General features: G+C 64.1%; 18 protein-coding genes. 6 read left to right on the plus strand and 12 right to left on the minus strand.

Annotated features, from left to right (window positions below; genetic code table 11):
- Positions 1-3: 3 nt before the first annotated feature.
- On the minus strand, positions 4-186 hold the full coding sequence (rpmF, locus tag E8F20_RS14405) for a 50S ribosomal protein L32 (RefSeq protein ID WP_137822854.1): 183 nt from the start codon (positions 184-186) through the stop codon (positions 4-6).
- Between the two features lie 13 nt (positions 187-199).
- Entirely contained in the window at positions 200-727 is a 528-nt protein-coding gene (locus E8F20_RS14410) for a YceD family protein (RefSeq protein ID WP_280284305.1), read from the minus strand.
- A gap of 108 nt (positions 728-835) precedes the next feature.
- Between E8F20_RS14410 and E8F20_RS14415 the strand changes: the two genes are divergently transcribed.
- Positions 836-1,414, plus strand: a complete 579-nt coding sequence (locus E8F20_RS14415) for a nucleoside triphosphate pyrophosphatase (RefSeq protein ID WP_280284306.1) — start codon at positions 836-838, stop codon at positions 1,412-1,414.
- Between the two features lie 64 nt (positions 1,415-1,478).
- Here E8F20_RS14415 and sppA read toward each other — a convergent pair whose 3' ends face one another.
- From sppA to rluC, 3 genes are read right to left on the minus strand one after another with little or no spacing between them, the layout of a single operon-like run.
- Complete coding sequence (gene sppA, locus E8F20_RS14420) at positions 1,479-2,459, minus strand: signal peptide peptidase SppA (protein WP_280284307.1); 981 nt, start codon at positions 2,457-2,459, stop codon at positions 1,479-1,481.
- Positions 2,452-3,144: an HAD-IA family hydrolase gene (locus E8F20_RS14425; protein WP_280284308.1), complete on the minus strand. Its 693-nt coding sequence runs from the start codon at positions 3,142-3,144 to the stop codon at positions 2,452-2,454. The genes sppA and E8F20_RS14425 overlap by 8 nt, the downstream gene beginning before the upstream one ends.
- Complete coding sequence (gene rluC / locus E8F20_RS14430) at positions 3,137-4,090, minus strand: 23S rRNA pseudouridine(955/2504/2580) synthase RluC (protein WP_280284309.1); 954 nt, start codon at positions 4,088-4,090, stop codon at positions 3,137-3,139. Before rluC ends, E8F20_RS14425 begins: the two co-directional genes overlap by 8 nt.
- A gap of 560 nt (positions 4,091-4,650) precedes the next feature.
- Between rluC and rne the strand changes: the two genes are divergently transcribed.
- Positions 4,651-7,749 (plus strand): ribonuclease E, encoded by a 3,099-nt coding sequence (rne, locus tag E8F20_RS14435; RefSeq protein ID WP_280284310.1) that lies wholly within the window; start codon positions 4,651-4,653, stop codon positions 7,747-7,749.
- Between the two features lie 68 nt (positions 7,750-7,817).
- Here the strand turns inward: rne and E8F20_RS14440 are convergent, their stop codons facing one another.
- From E8F20_RS14440 to E8F20_RS14455, 4 genes are all read right to left on the minus strand, one after another.
- Positions 7,818-9,599 (minus strand): ABC transporter transmembrane domain-containing protein, encoded by a 1,782-nt coding sequence (locus E8F20_RS14440; RefSeq protein ID WP_280284311.1) that lies wholly within the window; start codon positions 9,597-9,599, stop codon positions 7,818-7,820.
- Positions 9,600-9,607: 8 nt separating this feature from the next.
- Positions 9,608-10,030 carry a DoxX-like family protein gene (locus E8F20_RS14445; protein ID WP_280284312.1) on the minus strand — a complete coding sequence of 141 codons (423 nt, stop codon included), beginning with the start codon at positions 10,028-10,030 and terminating at the stop codon, positions 9,608-9,610.
- Complete coding sequence (locus tag E8F20_RS14450) at positions 10,017-10,457, minus strand: thiol-disulfide oxidoreductase DCC family protein (protein WP_280284313.1); 441 nt, start codon at positions 10,455-10,457, stop codon at positions 10,017-10,019. The genes E8F20_RS14445 and E8F20_RS14450 overlap by 14 nt, the downstream gene beginning before the upstream one ends.
- Positions 10,458-10,528: 71 nt before the next feature.
- The gene (locus tag E8F20_RS14455) at positions 10,529-11,656 is read right to left on the minus strand and encodes an ATP-NAD kinase family protein (protein WP_280284314.1); all 1,128 of its coding nucleotides are present in this window, start codon (positions 11,654-11,656) and stop codon (positions 10,529-10,531) included.
- Positions 11,657-11,849: 193 nt separating this feature from the next.
- On the opposite strand from E8F20_RS14455, the gene E8F20_RS14460 reads away from it, so the two are divergent.
- A complete protein-coding gene (locus E8F20_RS14460) occupies positions 11,850-12,026 on the plus strand; it encodes a PA1571 family protein (RefSeq protein WP_280284315.1) in 177 nt (58 codons plus the stop codon).
- 34 nt (positions 12,027-12,060) lie between these two features.
- Here E8F20_RS14460 and pdxB read toward each other — a convergent pair whose 3' ends face one another.
- Positions 12,061-13,203 carry a 4-phosphoerythronate dehydrogenase PdxB gene (gene pdxB / locus E8F20_RS14465; RefSeq protein WP_280284316.1) on the minus strand — a complete coding sequence of 381 codons (1,143 nt, stop codon included), beginning with the start codon at positions 13,201-13,203 and terminating at the stop codon, positions 12,061-12,063.
- 268 nt (positions 13,204-13,471) lie between these two features.
- On the opposite strand from pdxB, the gene E8F20_RS14470 reads away from it, so the two are divergent.
- Positions 13,472-14,854, plus strand: a complete 1,383-nt coding sequence (locus tag E8F20_RS14470) for an MATE family efflux transporter (RefSeq protein WP_280284317.1) — start codon at positions 13,472-13,474, stop codon at positions 14,852-14,854.
- A 133-nt stretch (positions 14,855-14,987) separates the two neighbouring features.
- On the opposite strand, the gene tusA is transcribed toward E8F20_RS14470, so the two are convergent.
- Positions 14,988-15,227, minus strand: a complete 240-nt coding sequence (gene tusA / locus E8F20_RS14475; RefSeq protein ID WP_028630883.1) for a sulfurtransferase TusA — start codon at positions 15,225-15,227, stop codon at positions 14,988-14,990.
- A 146-nt stretch (positions 15,228-15,373) separates the two neighbouring features.
- On the opposite strand from tusA, the gene E8F20_RS14480 reads away from it, so the two are divergent.
- Complete coding sequence (locus E8F20_RS14480) at positions 15,374-16,939, plus strand: alpha/beta fold hydrolase (protein WP_280284318.1); 1,566 nt, start codon at positions 15,374-15,376, stop codon at positions 16,937-16,939.
- Positions 16,940-16,978: 39 nt separating this feature from the next.
- Entirely contained in the window at positions 16,979-17,149 is a 171-nt protein-coding gene (locus tag E8F20_RS14485; protein ID WP_171016566.1) for a hypothetical protein, read from the plus strand.
- Here E8F20_RS14485 and rlmM read toward each other — a convergent pair.
- Positions 17,144-18,193 (minus strand): 23S rRNA (cytidine(2498)-2'-O)-methyltransferase RlmM, encoded by a 1,050-nt coding sequence (gene rlmM, locus E8F20_RS14490; protein ID WP_280284319.1) that lies wholly within the window; start codon positions 18,191-18,193, stop codon positions 17,144-17,146. The two genes, E8F20_RS14485 and rlmM, sit on opposite strands and share 6 nt — an antisense overlap.
- Between the last annotated feature and the right edge of the window lie 98 nt (positions 18,194-18,291).

Raw genomic sequence — 18,291 nt, forward strand, 5'->3', positions numbered from 1 at the left:
GGATTACTCAGCAGCGCCCTTGTCGATCACTTTACGACCGCGGTAGAAACCGTCCGGGGAAACGTGGTGGCGCAGGTGAACTTCACCGGTGCTCTTCTCTACGGACAGGGCGCTGGACTCGAGGGCGTCGTGGGAACGGCGCATATCGCGTGCCGAGCGGGATTTTTTGTTCTGCTGAACAGCCATAATCAATTAACTCCTAAACGTTTGGGTCACGCTTTAACTGCGCCAGTACGCTGAACGGGTTGGACCGCGAAACCTCGTCCACGCTCGGCTCGGGCTCGTTGGTGCCCGCCGGCTGCTGGCAATCTTCAGGGTCATGGGCCGGAACTATGGGCAGGGCAAGCAGCAGCTCATCCTCGACCAGAGTCATCAGATCCAAGGGATCCTCACCCACTTCCAGCACGTCATAGCCCTTCGGCAGCGACTGACTGTCAGCCCCTTCCCGCACCACCGCGTAATCGCACTCGCTGTGGATGTTCAGGGTGACCAGCTCTAGACAACGCTGGCAAACCATCTTGACCTCAACATCAATCCGGCTATGGATGACAACAGCGCGACGCTCGTCACGACCAAACGCGAGGCTCGCACTGATGCTGCCGGCGTTGCCCGCAAGAGGTTCGCAGAGTCGCTCCAGGCGGGCGAGCGCAATGTCACCATCAAGAGTGACTTCGCGGTCCGCCAACTTGCGCGGATCTACATGAGGTGGAATCGGCCCATTCAACATAGGCGCGACATTCTAGGGATGAGCCCCTGCCCTGTCAAAAGAATTTCCGCATTGTCCATACACGAAAGGCCTCTATAGAATTTCTCGCCCAGCAATCCGGAGACCGCCATGCTACCCCTGGTGCTCGCTTCCAGCTCCCCCTACCGCCGCGAACTGCTCGAACGCCTGCGCCTACCCTTCACCTGGGGCGCTCCGGACATCGACGAACGCCGTCAACCACATGAATCCGCCGAGCAGCTGGTGCGCCGCCTGGCCCTGGAGAAAGCTCGCGCCATTGCCTCAAAGAATCCGAACCACCTGATCATCGGCTCCGATCAGGTCGCCGTACTGGGCGAGCAGATCCTCGGCAAACCCCACGACTTCGAGCGCGCCCGCGACCAACTACAGCGCGCCAGCGGCGCCAGCGTCAGCTTCCTGACCAGCCTCGTCCTGCTGAACAGCGCCACCGGCCAACATCAAGTCGACTGCGTACCGTTCACCGTGCATTTCCGCGAACTGGACGCAGCACGCATCAGCCGTTACCTGGAAGCCGAACAACCCTACGACTGCGCCGGCAGCTTCAAGGCAGAAGGCCTCGGCGTCAGCCTGTTTCGCTCCACCGATGGCACGGACGCTACCAGCCTGGTCGGCCTACCGCTTATCCGCCTGGTGGACATGCTACTCGCCGAGGGCGTTCAGATCCCCTGAGCCCCATATAAAAGGAAGAAAGCCCGACATTCGCCGGGCCCTCCTTCGTTAACGACACTCACACTCAGCGCAGACTTGGCCCCTGGAACCCCATCCAGAGCGCCAGGCGCTCAGCGACGCTGGCACCGAACTTCTTCGAAAATCGATCGAAAGGCGACTCCTGAACGGTGTAGTCAACAATCTCCTTTGCACCGACGACTTCGCGAGCCACAAAACTGGTATTGCCAAGCTTGTCCACCAACCCCAACGCCAACGCCTGCTCACCAGTCCAGACCAAACCACTGAAGAGCTCGGGATGAGTGTCAACTTTGAGCCGGTCGCCACGCCCCTTCTTCACGCTCTCGATAAATTGCTGATGCGTGGTGTTCAACACACCCTGCCAGAACTCGGTCTCCTCCGGCTTTTGCGGCTGGAACGGATCGAGGAAAGCCTTGTGCTCGCCTGAGGTATAGACACGGCGCTCGACACCAAGCTTAGCCATGGCGCCGACGAAGCCGAAGCTCGCCGCAGTGACACCGATGGAGCCGACCAGACTGGCCTTGTCAGCATAAATCTCGTCTGCCGCGCTAGCGATGTAATAAGCACCGGACGCACCCAGGTCCGAAATGACGGCGTAGACCTTGATGTCCTTGTGCTCTTCGCGCAGCCGGCGGATCTCGTCATATACGTAGCCGGACTGCACCGGACTACCGCCGGGGCTGTTGATGCGCAACACCACACCCCTGGTCTTCGGATCTTCGAAGGCCGCACGTAGAGCGGTCACGATATTGTCGGCACTTGCTGCCTCCTCATCGGCGATCATGCCGCGCACCTCAACCAGGGCGGTGTGCTCCTGACTGCGCGCCGCACTTTTCTGCAGGTCGAAGATCGGCGAGAACAGCGCCAGCGCGGCGAACAGGTAAAGGAAGGTCAGCGATTTGAAGAAAATACCCCAGCGCCGGGCACGGCGCTGCTCCTGAACACCGGCTAGGACCGCTTTCTCCAGCAGTTTCCAGCTCTTCTGCTCAGCTTTGTCGGCAGCCGGCTCTTTCCACTCGTCAGACATAAGACCCCACCTCTCGGGATTGCCGGCTCAGGCCGCCGCTCAACCAGTGACTCAGCTCCTCGAAACGCTCGATCGCCAGCCTGGGCGACTCCTTGCGCAACTCAGCAAGCGGCTGAGCACCATAACCCACCGCCACGGAATCCATCCCGGCCCGATGCGCCATGCGCAGATCGAAGGGCGAATCCCCCACCATCACCGCCCGCTCGGCCGCTACCCCACAATGCGCCAGGATCTCCTGCAGCATGCGCGGATCAGGCTTGCTTGCCGTTTCATCAGCACAACGAGTGACATCGAAATAGTCCAGCCACCCACGCCCTGCCAGCACATGATCCAACCCACGACGACTCTTGCCAGTAGCCACGGCCAGACGGTAGCCCCGCTCACGAAATTCCTCCAGGGACTCAGCCACCCCATCGAACAACGGGGAAGGCTGACGCTCCAGGGCGTTGTAGTGCTGACCATAACGCTGCCGGAATGCGTCGATACGCTGCGCATCCTCGAACCCTGGGTAGAGGGTGGCGATAGCCTCCGGCAAGCCGAGCCCGATGATGCCCTTGATGGCGGCATCATCGCGCCAGGGCAACCCCGAAACTTCCGCAGCCACACGCATGGATTCGACAATGCGGGCAATGGAATCAACCAACGTGCCGTCCCAGTCGAAGATCAGAAGCTGATAATCAGGCACCGAGACGCTCCAGGGTTTTCTGCCACATCTCATCTACCGGAGCCTCCAGCTTCAGCTCACCGCCATCGGGAAGGCTGATAGCCAGGGAATGCGCATGAAGGAACAAGCGCTTGCCACCCAGATCACGAATTTCGCGGGTGAAATCCTCATCCCCGTACTTGGGATCGCCAGCAATGGAATGACCGGCGTGCTTGGCATGCACACGAATCTGATGAGTGCGCCCGGTGATGGGACTGGCCTCCACCAGGGTGGCGAACTCGCCAAAACGACGCACGACACGAAATTCGGTCAGCGCCTCCTTACCCTCGGGATTCACCTCGACCATACGCTCGCCGGAGCGCAGGTTGTTCTTCAGCAACGGTGCACTGACCTTCTTCTTCGAGGTCGGCCAACTGCCGCGCACCAGCGCCAGATAGCGCTTATCGACGCCATCACCCCGCAATGCCTCGTGCAGGTGACGCAACATACTGCGCTTCTTGGCGATCATCAGCAGCCCGGAAGTGTCGCGATCCAGGCGATGCACAAGCTCAATATCCTTGGCCTCCGGACGCAATTGACGAAAGGCTTCGATCACACCGAAGCTGAGGCCGCTACCACCATGCACCGCGATGCCAGACGGCTTGTTCAGCACGATCAGCGCCTTGTCTTCGTAGACGATTGCATTCTCCAGACGCTCCAGCAGCCCCTGGGCCACTGGCGCCGGCTCATTCGGTTCGGACAGGCGCAGCGGCGGAACCCGCACGACATCGCCAGCTTGAAGCTTGTACTCCGGCTTGATTCGCCCCTTGTTGACGCGGACCTCGCCCTTACGAAGGATGCGATAAATCAACGTCTTGGGCGCACCTTTCAACTGGGTACGTAGGAAATTGTCGATGCGTTGGCCGGCATATTCCGGCGAAACCTCAAGCAGCTGGACGCCGGAGGTTGGGGAGGCAGGAGTATTCATCTGAGCATCATAACAATTTTTTATGGATTTGAAGCACTTAATGATTACTGCTATAGTCGCGAACGCCGCCAAAAGCGGCCTGGTTTCGGGGTGTTCGCCAAAACTGCCACCCCCCAACCGCTGCAACCCTTTCAGGACGTAAGGCCGTCCGACAGAAAATTCGCCGCATTGACCGCGATATTTCCGAAATCAAAGCCTCGAGCCATGACGCGTGATCACCCCTTCCAATGGGAGATCACGGTAAATGCAACCCGCTACGGATTCAGCGAGCGGCACCCGATTTTCAAGGGATAAGTGTAGGGTGGAGATGCATAACCGTCGGACTGCGTAGTTTCAAGACGCTTCATTTCGTCCGCTACCGACCGTTGATTCCTCCTCCTGAACAAGTGCTTCTGTCACGACACAGCAAGCAGGAGACGTAGTCGCGATTCCGGCCCCTTTGGCTGGAGTTCGCTGGACACTGGGGTGGCCCGCCGCCCCTGACACGCACCTGACACCGACCGCGAGAGTCGTGTGCGCCAATCGCCGTTTCCGGTAGCCCGGAAACCTATTGGTACCACATGAAAAGAATGCTGATTAACGCGACTCAGCCCGAAGAGTTGCGTGTTGCTCTGGTCGACGGCCAACGCCTGTACGATCTGGACATCGAATCGGGTGCCCGCGAGCAGAAGAAAGCCAACATCTACAAGGGCCGAATCACTCGCATCGAACCCAGCCTCGAGGCTGCCTTCGTCGATTTCGGCGCTGAGCGCCATGGCTTCCTGCCTCTGAAAGAAATCTCCCGCGAGTACTTCAAGAAGTCCCCCGAAGGCCGCATCAACATCAAGGAAGTGCTCAGCGAAGGCCAGGAAGTCATCGTCCAGGTCGAGAAAGAAGAACGTGGCAACAAGGGCGCAGCCCTGACCACCTTCATCAGCCTCGCCGGTCGTTACCTGGTTCTGATGCCGAACAACCCGCGTGCTGGTGGTATCTCCCGCCGCATTGAGGGCGAAGAGCGCAACGAACTGCGTGAAGCGCTGAACGGCCTCAACGCTCCGGCCGACATGGGCCTGATCGTCCGCACTGCTGGCCTCGGCCGTTCCAGCGAAGAGCTGCAGTGGGACCTGGACTACCTGTTGCAACTCTGGAGCGCCATCAAGGAAGCCTCCGGTGAGCGTGGCGCTCCCTTCCTGATCTACCAGGAAAGCAACGTCATCATCCGCGCCATTCGTGACTACCTGCGCCAGGACATCGGCGAAGTGCTGGTCGACAGCGTCGAAGCCCACGAAGAAGCCCTGAGCTTCATCCGCCAGGTGATGCCGCAGTACCAGAGCAAGATCAAGCTCTACCAGGACAGCGTCCCGCTGTTCAATCGCTTCCAGATCGAAAGCCAGATCGAAACCGCCTTCCAGCGCGAAGTGAAGCTGCCGTCCGGTGGCTCCATCGTCATCGACCCGACCGAAGCCCTGGTGTCCATCGACATCAACTCGGCTCGCGCGACCAAAGGCGGCGACATCGAAGAAACCGCCCTGCAGACCAACCTGGAAGCGGCCGAAGAAATCGCCCGCCAGCTGCGCCTGCGTGACATTGGTGGCCTGATCGTCATCGACTTCATCGACATGACCCCGGCCAAGAACCAGCGCGCCGTGGAAGAGAAAGTCCGTGAAGCCCTGGAAGCCGACCGCGCCCGTGTGCAGATTGGCCGTATCTCTCGTTTCGGCCTGCTGGAAATGTCCCGTCAGCGCCTGCGTCCGTCCCTGGGCGAGACCAGCGGCATCGTCTGCCCGCGCTGCGACGGCCAAGGCATCATCCGTGACGTCGAATCCCTGTCCCTGGCCATCCTGCGTCTGATTGAAGAAGAGGCCCTCAAGGACCGCACCGCCGAAGTCCGCGCCCAGGTCCCGATCCCCGTTGCCGCCTTCCTGCTCAACGAGAAGCGCAACAGCATCACCAAGATCGAGCTGCGTAGCCGTTCGCGCATCGTCATCCTGCCGAACGACCACCTGGAAACCCCGCACTTCGAAGTCCAGCGTCTGCGCGACGACAGCCCGGAAGTGCTGAGCAGCCAGTCCAGCTACGAAATGACGCCTGCCGAAGCGGAAGAAATTCAGCCGGTCAGCTCCACCCGCACCCTGGTTCGCCAGGAAGCCGCGGTGAAGACTGTTTCCCCTGAGCGCCCCGTTCCGGCCCCGGCTGCACCTCAGGCCCCGACACCCGCACCCGCACCGACCCCGGAACCCAGCCTGTTCAAGGGTCTGGTGAAGTCCTTGGTCGGACTGTTCGCCGGCAAGGAAGAGCCCAAGGTCGAAGTCGAGAAGCCTTCCACCGAGCGTCAGCCGCGCAGTGAAGAACGCCGCAGCGGTCGCCAGCAGAACCGTCGCCGCGACGGTCGTGAGCCCCGCGAAGGTCGTGAAGGCCGCCGTGAGGACGATCGCAAGCCTCGCGAAGAGCGTCAGCCGCGCGAAGGCCAGGAAGGTCGCCGCGAGCGTAGCGAGCGTCCGGCACGCGAAGAGCGCCAGCCGCGTGAGGAGCGCCAACCTCGCGAAGAGCGTCAGCCGCGTGAACCGCGTGAAGAGCGCCAGCCCCGCGAAGAGCGTCAGCCTCGCGAGGAACGCCAGCCGCGTGAAGAGCGCCAACCTCGCGAAGAGCGTCAGCCTCGTGAGCCCCGTGAAGGCCAGGAGGGTCGCCGCGAGCGTGGCGAACGCGCCGAGCGTCCGGCCCGCGAAGAGCGCCAGCCGCGTGAAGAGCGTCAACCTCGTGAAGAGCGCCAGCCCCGTGCCGAACTGGCCCAGGCCGATGCCGAGGCGGTCGACGAAGAACTGCTGAACAACGAAGAGCTGCTGCAGGATGACGAACAGGAAGGCGCCGATGGCGAACGTCCCCGTCGCCGGTCTCGTGGCCAGCGTCGCCGCAGCAATCGCCGCGAGCGCCAGCGTGAAGCCAACGGTGATGAGCTGGAAGAAGGTCAGGAAGATCAGGAAGGCGCCGAACAGGCCACTCCGGCCGACGCTACCCAGATCGCTGCAGTAGCCGCCACCGCCGTAGTCACCGCAGACCTGGTCGCAGAAGCAACTGCTGAAGCACCGGCCGCGGCCGAAACTCCGGTTGTTGAAGCCCCCGCTGCCGAAGTCGTGGTCACCCAAGTCGAGGAAGCCGCTCCGGTCGTCGAACAGGCTCCGGTGGTCGAGGAAACCCCGGCTGTGGTCGAAGCCCCTCAGGTCGCTGAAGCGGCCCCGGCCGAAGTCGTAGCCGAAGCCGAAGCGCCTGCCGTCGCTTCCGTCGAGGAAGCACCGGCTGCAGAGCCCCAGGTCGAAGAGCCAGTTCGTGCGCCCTCCAGCGGTGGCCGTGCCCCCAACGATCCGCGTGAGGTGCGTCGCCGTCAGCGCGAAGCCGAGCGTCTGGCCAAGGAAGCCGAAGAGGCTGCTGCCAAGGCCGTTGACGCGGTAGCCGCTGCCGAACCGGTCTCCGCTGCCGTACACGCCATCGCCGGCGTGGAAGAGGAAGTGGTCGCTGCCGAGCAGAAGGCTGAAGAAGCTGTTGAACAGACTGTAGAGGCCCCGGCCGAACAGCCTGAGCAAGTGGCTGAAGCAACCGAAGCCAAGGTACCGGCCCAAGCCGAGACCAAGGCAGAGGAAGAAGAGAAGGATGAAGCCAAGGACGAGACCAAACCGGTCGTCTGAAGCCAAGCCTGAATGAGAAAGGGGATGCCATCGGCATCCCCTTTTTTCATTCCGCTTATTTAATTCCCCTACTCCACCTCATCCTCCGCCTGGACGCCGAACTGCAACTCGGCCAGTCGCGCATAGAGGGGGCTGCTGGCCACCAATTGCGCGTGGCGACCGACCGCAATCACCTTTCCTCGCTCCATCACAGCGATACGATCGGCATTCTGCACGGTGGCCAGACGGTGGGCGATCACCAGCGTGGTGCGTCCGCTCATCAGTGCCGGCAGGGCCTGCTGGATCAGGTGCTCGCTTTCCGCATCGAGGGCGCTGGTGGCCTCGTCCAGCAGCAGGATGGGGGCATCCACCAGCAGGGCGCGGGCAATGGCCAGACGCTGGCGCTGGCCACCGGAAAGGCCGATGCCACCCTCCCCCAGGTGCGTCCGGTAGCCCTGCGGCAGACGGCTGATGAACTCGTGGGCATGGGCCGCACGCGCGGCAGCCTCCACTTCGGCATCGCTGGCCTCGGGGCGTCCGTAGCGGATGTTGTCTTCGACGCTGCCGTAGAACAGCGCGGGATTCTGAGACACCAGGGCGAAACAACGGCGCAGGTCGGCGGGGTCGAGTTGCTGCAACGCCACACCCTCGACGCGGATGCTGCCCGCCTGGGGGTCGAAGAAACGCAGCAGCAATTCGAACACCGTCGACTTGCCCGCACCCGAGGGCCCGACGAGCGCCAGGGTCTCGCCAGGTCGAACGTCCAGGCTGACGCCATCCAGGGCGTTCACTTCAGGCCGACCGGGATAGGCGAAGCAAACGGCCTCCAGCTCGATACGCCCACTGACCCGTTCCGGCAGCGTCACCTGTCCCTCAGCCGGGGCATGAATGGCGTTGCGCGCCTGGAGCAACTCGGCGATACGCTCGGCGGCACCGGCGGCGCTCTGCAGCTCACCGATCACTTCACTGATGGCACCGAAGGCCGCCCCCACGATCAAGCTGTAGAACACGAAGGCCGCCAGGTCGCCGGGAGAGATACGCCCGGCGATGACGTCTGTTCCGCCGACCCAGAGCATGACCCCAACGGCTCCCAGCACCAGCAGGATCACCAGGGTGATCAGCCAGGCGCGCTGGGTGATGCGGTGCAGTGCCGTGTCAAAGGCACCTTCCACCGTGCCGGCGAAACGTTGACGATCCTGGGCCTGATGGTTATACGCCTGCACCGTCTTGATCTGCCCCAGGGTTTCGCCAACGTAGCTGCCGACATCGGCGATACGGTCCTGGCTCTGCCTCGACAGGCGCCGCACCCGGCGCCCGAAAATGAGGATAGGCGCCAGCACCAGCGGCAACGCCAGCAGCACGATGCCGGTCAGCTTGGGATTGGTGACAAACAGCAGGCCGATGCCGCCCACCAGCATGATGCCGTTGCGCAGCGCCATGGAGAGAGACGAGCCGATCACCGATTGCAGGAGTGTCGTGTCGGCTGTCAGCCGAGACTGGATCTCCGAGGCGCGATTGCGCTCGTAGAAACCTGGATGCAGCTGGATAAGGTGATCGAACACGCGTTTGCGGATGTCCGCGACGAATCGCTCGCCTATCCAGGACACCAGGTAGAAGCGCGTAAAGGTACCGACGGCCAACGCCAGCACCAGACCGAAAAACAGCATGATCGAATGCTGCAACGACGCTTGGGATTGGGTGGCCAGCCCCTGGTCCACCAACAGGCGGATACCCTGCCCCATGGACAAGGTGATTCCGGCAGTGAACAACAACGCCAGCAGCGCGCCCAACACTCGCCAGCGATAGGGCGAAACGAAGCGACCGGCCATGCGTAGCGCATTGCGCTGCGGTACAGAAAGAAGGGATGCCATCGAGGGACTCAGTCGGATTGCCTAAGGGGGTTCCCTGCGCGCTGCGCGGCGGCAGCGGGCGCTTCCGCCCACCACCCCACCAGACAGAGGCAGAGCGCCACCAGGTTGGTGGACAGGGGATTGAATGCCTGGATCAGCAAGCTCGGAGCGAACAGCGCCACATCCAGCAATAGGCCGATCAACAGTGCTGCCGCCAGCGCCAGGGGCCAGCGCTGTTTGCGTACCCGCAACAGGATCAGCGCCAGGGCGATTTCCGCCAGCCCGGCAATGGTCGCGACCAGCTCCACGCGAGTCAGGCCATGGGCGGCAATCATCAATTTTTCGTCGGCGCTCAGCCAGAGCAGCTTGGGTACCAGACCGTGGTAGAGGAACAACAGTGCCAACCCCCAACGGGCCAACGAGGCGAAGTGACGTGATTCAGCGGTCGGCATTCAGGAAGCGCCCCTCATGGTCGGGCGACGGCAGCAGGCAGACATCGTGCCGGCCGAAAAGGCGGTAGCGATTCAGGGCAATACGGTCGTAGCACCAGTCGCGCAGGCCCAGGGGCAGAAAGCGGAAAACGCCCAGCAGCGGCCAAGGGGCCGGCAATTGACGAACGATCCGAGCAATGGCCTCGGAGCGGACGAACAGCTCGCGGCCTTCCACATAGAGCATGGTGGCGAAGCTATCAGTGGGCAGGCCGAACCAGCGCAGGATCGCCTGCCCTTCCACCGACTGTACCGAGGCAAGCTTGAACACCCGCGCCCGGTCATGGCGGATCAGGAACTTCGCCCAGCCGTTACAGAGCTTGCACACCCCGTCAAACAGCACGACGCGCTCGCCGGGACGGACATGGGGCGGGTACTGCTCGGCATCCATCACGATGCTCCTGAATCCACGGGGAAGTGCCGTCGATGGTAGCCGATCTCCCCGGATACCGGTGCCCCGCCTCAGGCCGGGTCGCCCCACCCCACGGGATAGAGCAGCTCCTCTTTGTAGCCCGCCCAGACCCGTACGGCATCCGGGAAGGCTTCATCCAGGGCCGGATCACCAGTGTCCACCAGCAACGGGCGGCCTTCCAGGGTACCGAGCTTGCGCTTAGTGGCCACCACCCTCAGGTGCTCCAGGCCGATGGCCCGCAGCACCCTGGGGCTGATCTGCTGGTTGCCCCGGCCGATGATGTGCCCCTGACCGCCAATGGCGGTGACCAGCAACCGCGCCGGATGGCCGTCCACCAACGCGAACAGCTGGCTTTCGGTCACGTCGCGGGCGATTACCACACCGTTCTCGACCACGTCGACGCCCAGCAGCGTGGTGTCCAGCCCCAGGTTGGCCGCCAGGCCATGGAGGGTAGAACCCGGCCCGAGCACATAGCGCACGCCCTCCTCCCAGCTGTCGTTTAGCCAGTCGGCCAGATCCACCAGCACCAACTCTTCCGATTCCATCCCTCCTTGCTTGACGTGCTGCATGAAGTGGCCTTCCTCGGGCACGGTCAGCTCGCCATACCAGCGCGCCGCGACCTTGCCGTCGCGCAGGGCCGTTTCGTCCAGGTCACGCACCTCGCCACTGGCCAGGCGCACCAGGCCACCCTCCACCAGGCGCCGCGCCAATTCCCCGGCTGCGCGCGGGCTGATGGCATAGACGCCGGAGTGGATCTTCACGCCAGCGGGAATGCCCAGCACCGGCTGGCCTTCGCGTACTGCGGCGCTGACGTCCCGCGCCGTGCCGTCTCCACCGGCGAAGAGAATCAAGGCAACGCCGGCGTCCTGCAGGGCGTCGACAGCCTGCCGAGTGTCCTCTGCACAGGTCATGGGGCCGTCGAGATGGCCGAGTACGCAGTAGTCGAAGCCCATTTCCGCCAACAGGTCGGCGCCCATCGGACCGGGGAAGGTGAGGAACTGGATGCGCCCGACGAGCGGCAGCAGACATTCCAGGGCTAGACGAGTACGCGCTGCCGCACGGGGCTCCGCGCCTCTGGCAAGGGCCTCTGCGGCTACGCCGTCGCTACCCTTGAGCGCAGCCTGGCCGCCCAGACCGGCCAGGGGATTGATGATCAAACCCATATGGAACAAGGACATGCTTACCTCGAACTGAACTGTCGCCCCGCACTAGGGGTCCACGTACCACGACCAGAGTATTCGCAGTTGGCATATTCGCTGCTAGTGTTTCCTGGTCGTTCTTTTTTTTCTGGCGCAACGTTGGCGCCAACTGTCACCGCGCCTTCATCTACCCCACCTAGACTGCGCGCACCACCTGAAGAGGAGACAGGCCATGAGCTTGCACGACAGCACTTCCGATCGCCGCGTGATCCCGCTGCGCAGTCGTCGTCCCGTGGGCGGCGCCGTCATCGACGCCCAAGGCCGTGAGATTCCAATCACCGAATCCATGATCCAGCGCGCCTGCCAGGAACTGCACAAGCAGTTGGAGTCCGAGCTGAAACAGGCTTGAGCGCTCCTGGCCCGGGGCAATTCCGGGCCATTCCCTACACCAGTTCCGCGCCCAGCGCCCGGACGATTTCCACCAACCCGGGGGCTTCCCCCGTCAAACGCACCCGCAACCCGTCAATCTCCCGGCGCACCGGATAGTGCCTGCGCAGGGCATCGAAAGCAGCGCGCCGCTGCGCCTCGTCGCCCACCAAGCTGCGACGGAAATCCGCATCGTCGCGGCGCGGGTCGTACACCGCACGGCACAGGGTCGCCAGCGCCCAGCTCGGGTCGCAACTGGCATCCAGGGCCAGCTCTCCCAGCCAGGGGGTCGGTAGCAGCTCATCCAACTGCACATTTTCCGCCTGCCCACTGACCCGGCACCAGGCCTGGTAGATCTGCGCCGTGCCGCGCAACTTGCCGTCCAGGCTGTATCCGGCGATGTGCGGCGTGGCGATACGGCACAGGCGCGCCAGCTCCACGTCCGCCTGGGGCTCGCCTTCCCAGACATCCAGCACCGCGCGCACGTCGGTGCGGCGGCTAAGCAGCTCGTGCAGGGCCTGGTTGTCCACTACGGCACCACGGCTGGCGTTGATCAGCCAGGCACCGGAGCGCAGCCGCGCAAGGCGACCGGCGTCCAACAGGTGATGAGTCGGGTGCTCACCGCCGCTGTCCAGCGGCGTGTGCAGGCTGATGGCGTCGCAATCGCGGAGGATGGTCGCAAGATCGACGAAGTCGCCCCCTTCGGCGGCCTGCCGCGGCGGATCGCACACCAGCACACGCCACCCGAGACCACGCAGCACATCCACCAGGCGCCCGCCCACCTGGCCGGCGCCCACTACGCCAAAGGTGCGCGAGCCGAGGTCCACGCCTTCGTCCTCGGCCAGCACCAGCAGGCTTCCGAGCACGTAGTCCACCACGCCGCGGGCATTGCATCCGGGGGCGCTGGACCAGGGGATACCGGCCTCGGTGAAGTAGTCCAGGTCCAGGTGATCGGTCCCGATCGTGCAGGTGCCGACAAAGCGCACCGGGCTACCAGCCAGCAGCGCGCGATCGACGCGGGTCACCGAACGCACCAGGAGCAGGTCGGCGTCTGCCAGCGCGGCGGCATCGATGGCGCGCCCCGGCAGACGGCGTATTTTCCCCAAGCCGCCAAAGAAGGCATCGACCAGGGGTATGTTTTCGTCGGCAACAATTTGCATGGCAGGCTCCGGCAGAGAGGCCGCCATTTTACGCAATCCCCTCGGCAGATGCCCGTATCACGGGCGGTCAACCCTCTTTTCTGACCAATGCGTCAGGGCGTAGACTAGGCGTTCCTCAGCCTCCACGTCCCGTTCCGCCGGCAGCCTCTGCTGCAAAGGCTGGGACCGTGCACCGTCGCGAGCCCGTCGCGACCAGGCAACGCCCGGATTCCCGTCAGCCACCCATTGCATGGACACCACCGGTACGCCCGGAGGATGACTTATCGATATGGAACTATCAGTGACCCAACCTCAAACCCGTTTCAGCCGCGCCAGCACGGAACTGCGCGCGCTGCTCAAGCTGGCGGCGCCAATCATGATCGCCCAGCTTTCCAACACCGCCATGGGCTTCGTCGACGCGGTGATGGCCGGCCGCGTCAGCCCCCGTGACCTGGCTGCCGTGGCGCTCGGCAACTCCATCTGGATACCGGTGTTCCTGCTAATGACCGGCATCCTCCTCGCCACCACCGCCAAGGTCGCCGAGCGCTTTGGCGCCGGCAAACCGGACGAGATCGGCCCGCTGGTACGCCAGGCCCTCTGGCTGGCGCTGGTGGTAGGTATCTGCGGTGCCCTGCTGCTGATCAATGCGCGCCCCGTGCTGCAGCTGATGGGCGTGGACCCTGACCTGGTCGACCCGGCCATGGGCTACTTGCACGGCATCGCCTTCGGTTTTCCGGCGGTGGCCCTCTACTACGTGCTGCGCTGTTTCAGCGACGGCCTGGGTCGTACCCGCCCGAGCATGGTGCTGGGCATCTGCGGCCTGCTGCTGAACATTCCCCTGAACTACATCCTGATCTACGGCCACCTCGGCATGCCGGCCCTGGGCGGTGTGGGCTGTGGTTGGGCCAGCGGGGCGGTGATGTGGTTCATGCTGCTGGGCATGCTGAGCTGGGTCATCCGCGCCCCGGCCTACAAGCCAAGCCGGCTGTTCGGCCAATTCGACAAACCGCAGTGGTCGATGATCAAGCGCCTGCTTTCCATCGGCGGCCCCATCGGCATCGCCGTATTCGCCGAATCGAGCATCTTCGCCGTGATTGCGCTGCTGATCGGCGGACTGGGCGCCACCGTGGTGGCTGGGCACCAGATCGCGCTCAACTTCAGCGCCCTGATCTTCATGATCCCGTACGCCCTGGCGATGGCGGTCACCGTGCGCGTCGGCCAGGCGCTGGGCCGTGGCGAGCCGCGCGCCGCGCGCTTCGCCGCAGGGATTGGTATCGGCGCCGCACTGGCCTATGCCTGCTTGTCCGCCAGCCTGATGCTGCTGTTCCGCGAACCGATCGCGACGATGTACTCACCCGATCCGCAAGTGATCGCAGTGGCAGCCATGCTGATCGTCTACTCGGCGCTGTTCCAGTTCTCCGACGCCATCCAGGTAGCGGCCGCTGGCGCCCTGCGTGGCTACCAGGACACCCGCGCGACCATGGTCATCACCCTCTTCGCCTACTGGGGTATCGGCCTGCCAGTGGGTTATGCCCTCGGCCTGTCCGACTGGCTGGGCGAACCCAGCGGGCCCAAGGGGCTTTGGCAAGGGTTGGTGGTGGGCCTGACCTGTGCTGCGGTGCTGCTCAGCCTGAGACTGGCGCGCAGCGCACGGGCAAGGATTCGCCGCTGACAAAAAGGGCCGCATCGAGCGGCCCTTTTTCATTCACCTTGGCTTGAGACCGGCTGGGGCCTCGCTGAACGCCAGCCCCGGCTCGGTAGGCGCGCCGGGGTCATGTTCGAGCCCGGAGCGATGCAGAAAGGCATCAATCGGCCTTCTTGCGAATCCAGTAGAAGTAGGTGCCGGCCTCTTCCGACTGATCCAGCAGCTCATGGCCAAGGAAGACACAGAACTTCGGGATGTCGCGGCGCGTGGAAGGGTCGGTGGCGATCACCTTGAGCAGGCCGCCGGCGGGCAGATCGCGCACCTTGTTGTGCAGCATCATCACCGGTTCTGGGCAGTTCAGGCCGGTGGCGTCGAGGATGGCATCAGGCTGTTGGGACATGGGGCACTCCAAAAACTGGCGGCTATTGTGGCGCAAAGCCGAGTCTGCGCCCAGCCTTGCCACGCGTGCAGCGACGTCCGGCCACAACGCCACACAACCTTGGATGGGCGCACCTGGCCAGCTCGCTCCGGCAAGCTGGACGGAACATGACCGCCAGCGGAAATCCGATGCGCCTCACCAGTCTGCTTTTCTTTCTTCTCCTGCTGGGCGGCTGCGCGGCTCGCGAGCAGCTTCCCGACTACAGCACCCTCGCCGACCGCGCGCTGCCTGCGACCCACTTCGAGACAGTGATCACCGCCCGGGACGGCACCCGGCTTTCCGCCACCGTCTTCCAGCCGGCGCTGAAGCCCGGCGAGCAAGCGCCCGTGGTCGTTCACACCCACGGCTGGGGCGGCTGGCGGGTGACCGGACCGAACAGCTTCTACGGCCAGCAGATGATGTCCGGGCGGGCCGCGCTCAAGGCCTGGCAGGCCGGTTTCTGGGTAATCAGCTACGACCAGCGCGGTTGGGGCGGCAGCGACGGCAACATTGAGATGATGGACCCGCGCTACGAAGTACAGGACGCCCTGGCGGTGATCGACTGGGCCGCCGCCCACCTGCCGCGCCTGAGCATGGACCGCCCCGGTGATCCGCGTGTCGGCATGCTCGGCGAAAGCTATGGCGGCGCCGTGCAGTTGCTGGCCTCGGCCGAGGACCCGCGCATCGATGCCATAGTGCCAATCGCTACCTGGTACGACCTGTCCGCGGCCCTCGCCCCGGGCGGACGCATGAAAGTCGGCTGGACTGGCGTACTGCTGGGCCTCGGCATTGCCACCGGCTACGACCTTGGCAAGTTCACCCAGGCGGCCTACCTGAAGAGCGCCAGCGGCGAAATGACGCCCGACGTGCAGGCCGAACTCAAGTCCCACAGCCTTGTCAGCTACTGCCAACGCGGCCAGCGCCCGCACGCAGACGCGCTGCTGATCCAGGGCCTGCGCGACACCCTGTTCCCCCTCGACCAGGGGCTGGCCATCCGCGACTGCCTGGATCAGGGCGACGCCGATGTGCGCCTCCTGGGCATGCAAGGGGGGCACATCCTGCCGCCGCCCCTGCAGCACTGGAGCGGCCTGCCACCCTTCAACAACGAGCCCGTGCTGCATTGCGGTGACCGTGCCATCAACCTCTACCAGGCGGTAGTCGCCTGGTACCAGGACAAACTGCGCGGCCGCCCCGGCGTCGCCGACAGCGTGCCGGACCTTTGCCTCAGCCTTGACCTCAATCACGGCCTGGTGCTGCAACAGCCCCCGCAGATGGAAGCGCCACAGCCCCTGCCGAAGACGCGCATTCGCCCGCTGACCAGCGGATGGCTCAGCCCTTCCCGCTTCATCCCGCTGCGTCAGGTCGACAACACCAGTGGACTGGTGGGTACCGCCCGGCTGCAGTTGCAGCGCGACGCCGACACACCGCTGCTGTTCGCCTCCCTGGCCGTGCGCCGCACCGGAGGCCGCATTGAAGTGCTCAGCGAACAGGTCACCCCACTCAACGCCCGCCAGGTTGAGCTGGCAGCCGTCAGCGCCCTGCTCCAGCCCGGCGATGAGCTGGGTCTGAAAGTCAGCGGCTTCAGCGGCCAGTACCTGTTCAACAGTTCCTGGAGCCCGCAGTCGACCACCCTCAAAGGGGAGGTCCGCCTGCCGTCATTGATTCCCCTGGAGACGCCACTGGCCAGCCAGTGAACGGCGGCGCAGCATGAGGTTTTCCCATGGGAGCGGGCCATGTCCGAAGCCCCCGAGCGCAGCTGGTGCGTCAAGCGACTGGATGACAACGGCAACGAGTTCGTCCTGCGCGACGGCCTGACCCGGGCAGAAGCCGAGCGCCTGGTAGCGGAGTACCAGGCGCGTGGACACAAGCAGAGCTACTGGGTGGAGCGAGTGCCGGCGCTATAGTTTGCGCAGATGGCAGGTCACTTCCTCGCGATCGTGATAGAGCTGCTTGCAGCCGATAAAGACCTTCAGCCCGCGCCCTTTCAGGCCGTCGTCAATGCGCGCCAGCAGCTTCCGCACTTCAGCGTAGCGCTGCTTCATCGGCAGCTTGAGATTGACCACCGCTTCCTGGCACCAGCCTTCGCCCAGCCAGGTTTCGATCATCGCGGCCGTGCGCGCAGGCTTCTCGACGATGTCGCACACCATCCAGTTCACCGGCCGGCGCGGCTTGAAGGTGAAACCATCGGCACGCTGGTGTTCGACGAAGCCGGAGTACATCAGGCTCTCCGCCATGGGACCGTTATCGACGGCGGTTACCTTGATCTCCCGCTGCACCAGCTGCCAGGTCCAGCCACCGGGGGCCGCGCCCAGATCCACTGCAGTCATGCCCGGCGCCAGACGCTTGTCCCAGTCGGCGCGGGGGATGAAGTGGTGCCAGGCCTCTTCCAGCTTGAGGGTCGAGCGGCTCGGCGCTTCACGGGGGAACTTCAGACGCGGGATGCCCATGGGCCAGAGCGCCGAGTTGTTGGACTCGGCCATGCCGACGAACGCCTGCCGGCCACTGCGGAAGGTCAGCAACAAGCGTGGCAGTTGCGGGTCGTCCTTGAGCCTGCCGGCCTTGATCAGGGCGCTGCGCAGGGGCTTCTCGAACTTGCGGCAGAAGGTGGACAGTTCCTTGCCTTCGTTGGTGTCCAGCACTTCCAGCCAGAGGCTGCCGCACACCGGGTAGCCGGCCAGTGCCTCCAACAGCACGCCGATGCGGTCGGTTTCCGGCAGCTCGACGTACTCGCCACGGGCCCACTGGCGCGGAAAGATCAACTGACTGAAACGCACCTTGCGCATCAACCGCTCGGCGCCGCCGGGCTCGCTGCAGACGAACTCGGCGCAGGCGCTATGGGGCTTGGCCTTGGAATAACCCGCCACATCGAGGTGGGCGGCGTGCTCGGCGATTTCAGCACAGACCTCACCCTCGAAACCGGGGCGGCAGTGCAACAGCAAGGTGTTCATCGGGTGGGCTCCTCTTGGGCGCGCACTATAGTTGCGCAACGCCCGTTTTCACACAGGAAAGGAAGGAAATTCCTGCAGCCGGATAGTTTCATCAGGGG

Origin of the sequence: Pseudomonas sp. BN415, assembly GCF_029871195.1 — a bacterium.
Lineage (GTDB): Bacteria > Pseudomonadota > Gammaproteobacteria > Pseudomonadales > Pseudomonadaceae > Metapseudomonas > Metapseudomonas resinovorans.

What these genes read in the sequence shown, in the direction of transcription:
- E8F20_RS14480 (WP_280284318.1), top strand. Translation starts at nt 15,374, where the DNA reads ATGACCGCCAGCGGAAATCCGATGCGCCTCACCAGTCTGCTTTTCTTT.
- E8F20_RS14445 (WP_280284312.1), bottom strand. Translation starts at nt 10,030, where the DNA reads ATGCCGACCGCTGAATCACGTCACTTCGCCTCGTTGGCCCGTTGGGGG.
- sppA (WP_280284307.1), bottom strand. Translation starts at nt 2,459, where the DNA reads ATGTCTGACGAGTGGAAAGAGCCGGCTGCCGACAAAGCTGAGCAGAAG.
- rlmM (WP_280284319.1), bottom strand. Translation starts at nt 18,193, where the DNA reads ATGAACACCTTGCTGTTGCACTGCCGCCCCGGTTTCGAGGGTGAGGTC.
- pdxB (WP_280284316.1), bottom strand. Translation starts at nt 13,203, where the DNA reads ATGCAAATTGTTGCCGACGAAAACATACCCCTGGTCGATGCCTTCTTT.
- rne (WP_280284310.1), top strand. Translation starts at nt 4,651, where the DNA reads ATGAAAAGAATGCTGATTAACGCGACTCAGCCCGAAGAGTTGCGTGTT.
- E8F20_RS14450 (WP_280284313.1), bottom strand. Translation starts at nt 10,457, where the DNA reads ATGGATGCCGAGCAGTACCCGCCCCATGTCCGTCCCGGCGAGCGCGTC.
- rpmF (WP_137822854.1), bottom strand. Translation starts at nt 186, where the DNA reads ATGGCTGTTCAGCAGAACAAAAAATCCCGCTCGGCACGCGATATGCGC.
- E8F20_RS14415 (WP_280284306.1), top strand. Translation starts at nt 836, where the DNA reads ATGCTACCCCTGGTGCTCGCTTCCAGCTCCCCCTACCGCCGCGAACTG.
- rluC (WP_280284309.1), bottom strand. Translation starts at nt 4,090, where the DNA reads ATGAATACTCCTGCCTCCCCAACCTCCGGCGTCCAGCTGCTTGAGGTT.
- E8F20_RS14470 (WP_280284317.1), top strand. Translation starts at nt 13,472, where the DNA reads ATGGAACTATCAGTGACCCAACCTCAAACCCGTTTCAGCCGCGCCAGC.
- E8F20_RS14440 (WP_280284311.1), bottom strand. Translation starts at nt 9,599, where the DNA reads ATGGCATCCCTTCTTTCTGTACCGCAGCGCAATGCGCTACGCATGGCC.
- tusA (WP_028630883.1), bottom strand. Translation starts at nt 15,227, where the DNA reads ATGTCCCAACAGCCTGATGCCATCCTCGACGCCACCGGCCTGAACTGC.
- E8F20_RS14410 (WP_280284305.1), bottom strand. Translation starts at nt 727, where the DNA reads ATGTTGAATGGGCCGATTCCACCTCATGTAGATCCGCGCAAGTTGGCG.
- E8F20_RS14485 (WP_171016566.1), top strand. Translation starts at nt 16,979, where the DNA reads ATGTCCGAAGCCCCCGAGCGCAGCTGGTGCGTCAAGCGACTGGATGAC.
- E8F20_RS14460 (WP_280284315.1), top strand. Translation starts at nt 11,850, where the DNA reads ATGAGCTTGCACGACAGCACTTCCGATCGCCGCGTGATCCCGCTGCGC.
- E8F20_RS14455 (WP_280284314.1), bottom strand. Translation starts at nt 11,656, where the DNA reads ATGTCCTTGTTCCATATGGGTTTGATCATCAATCCCCTGGCCGGTCTG.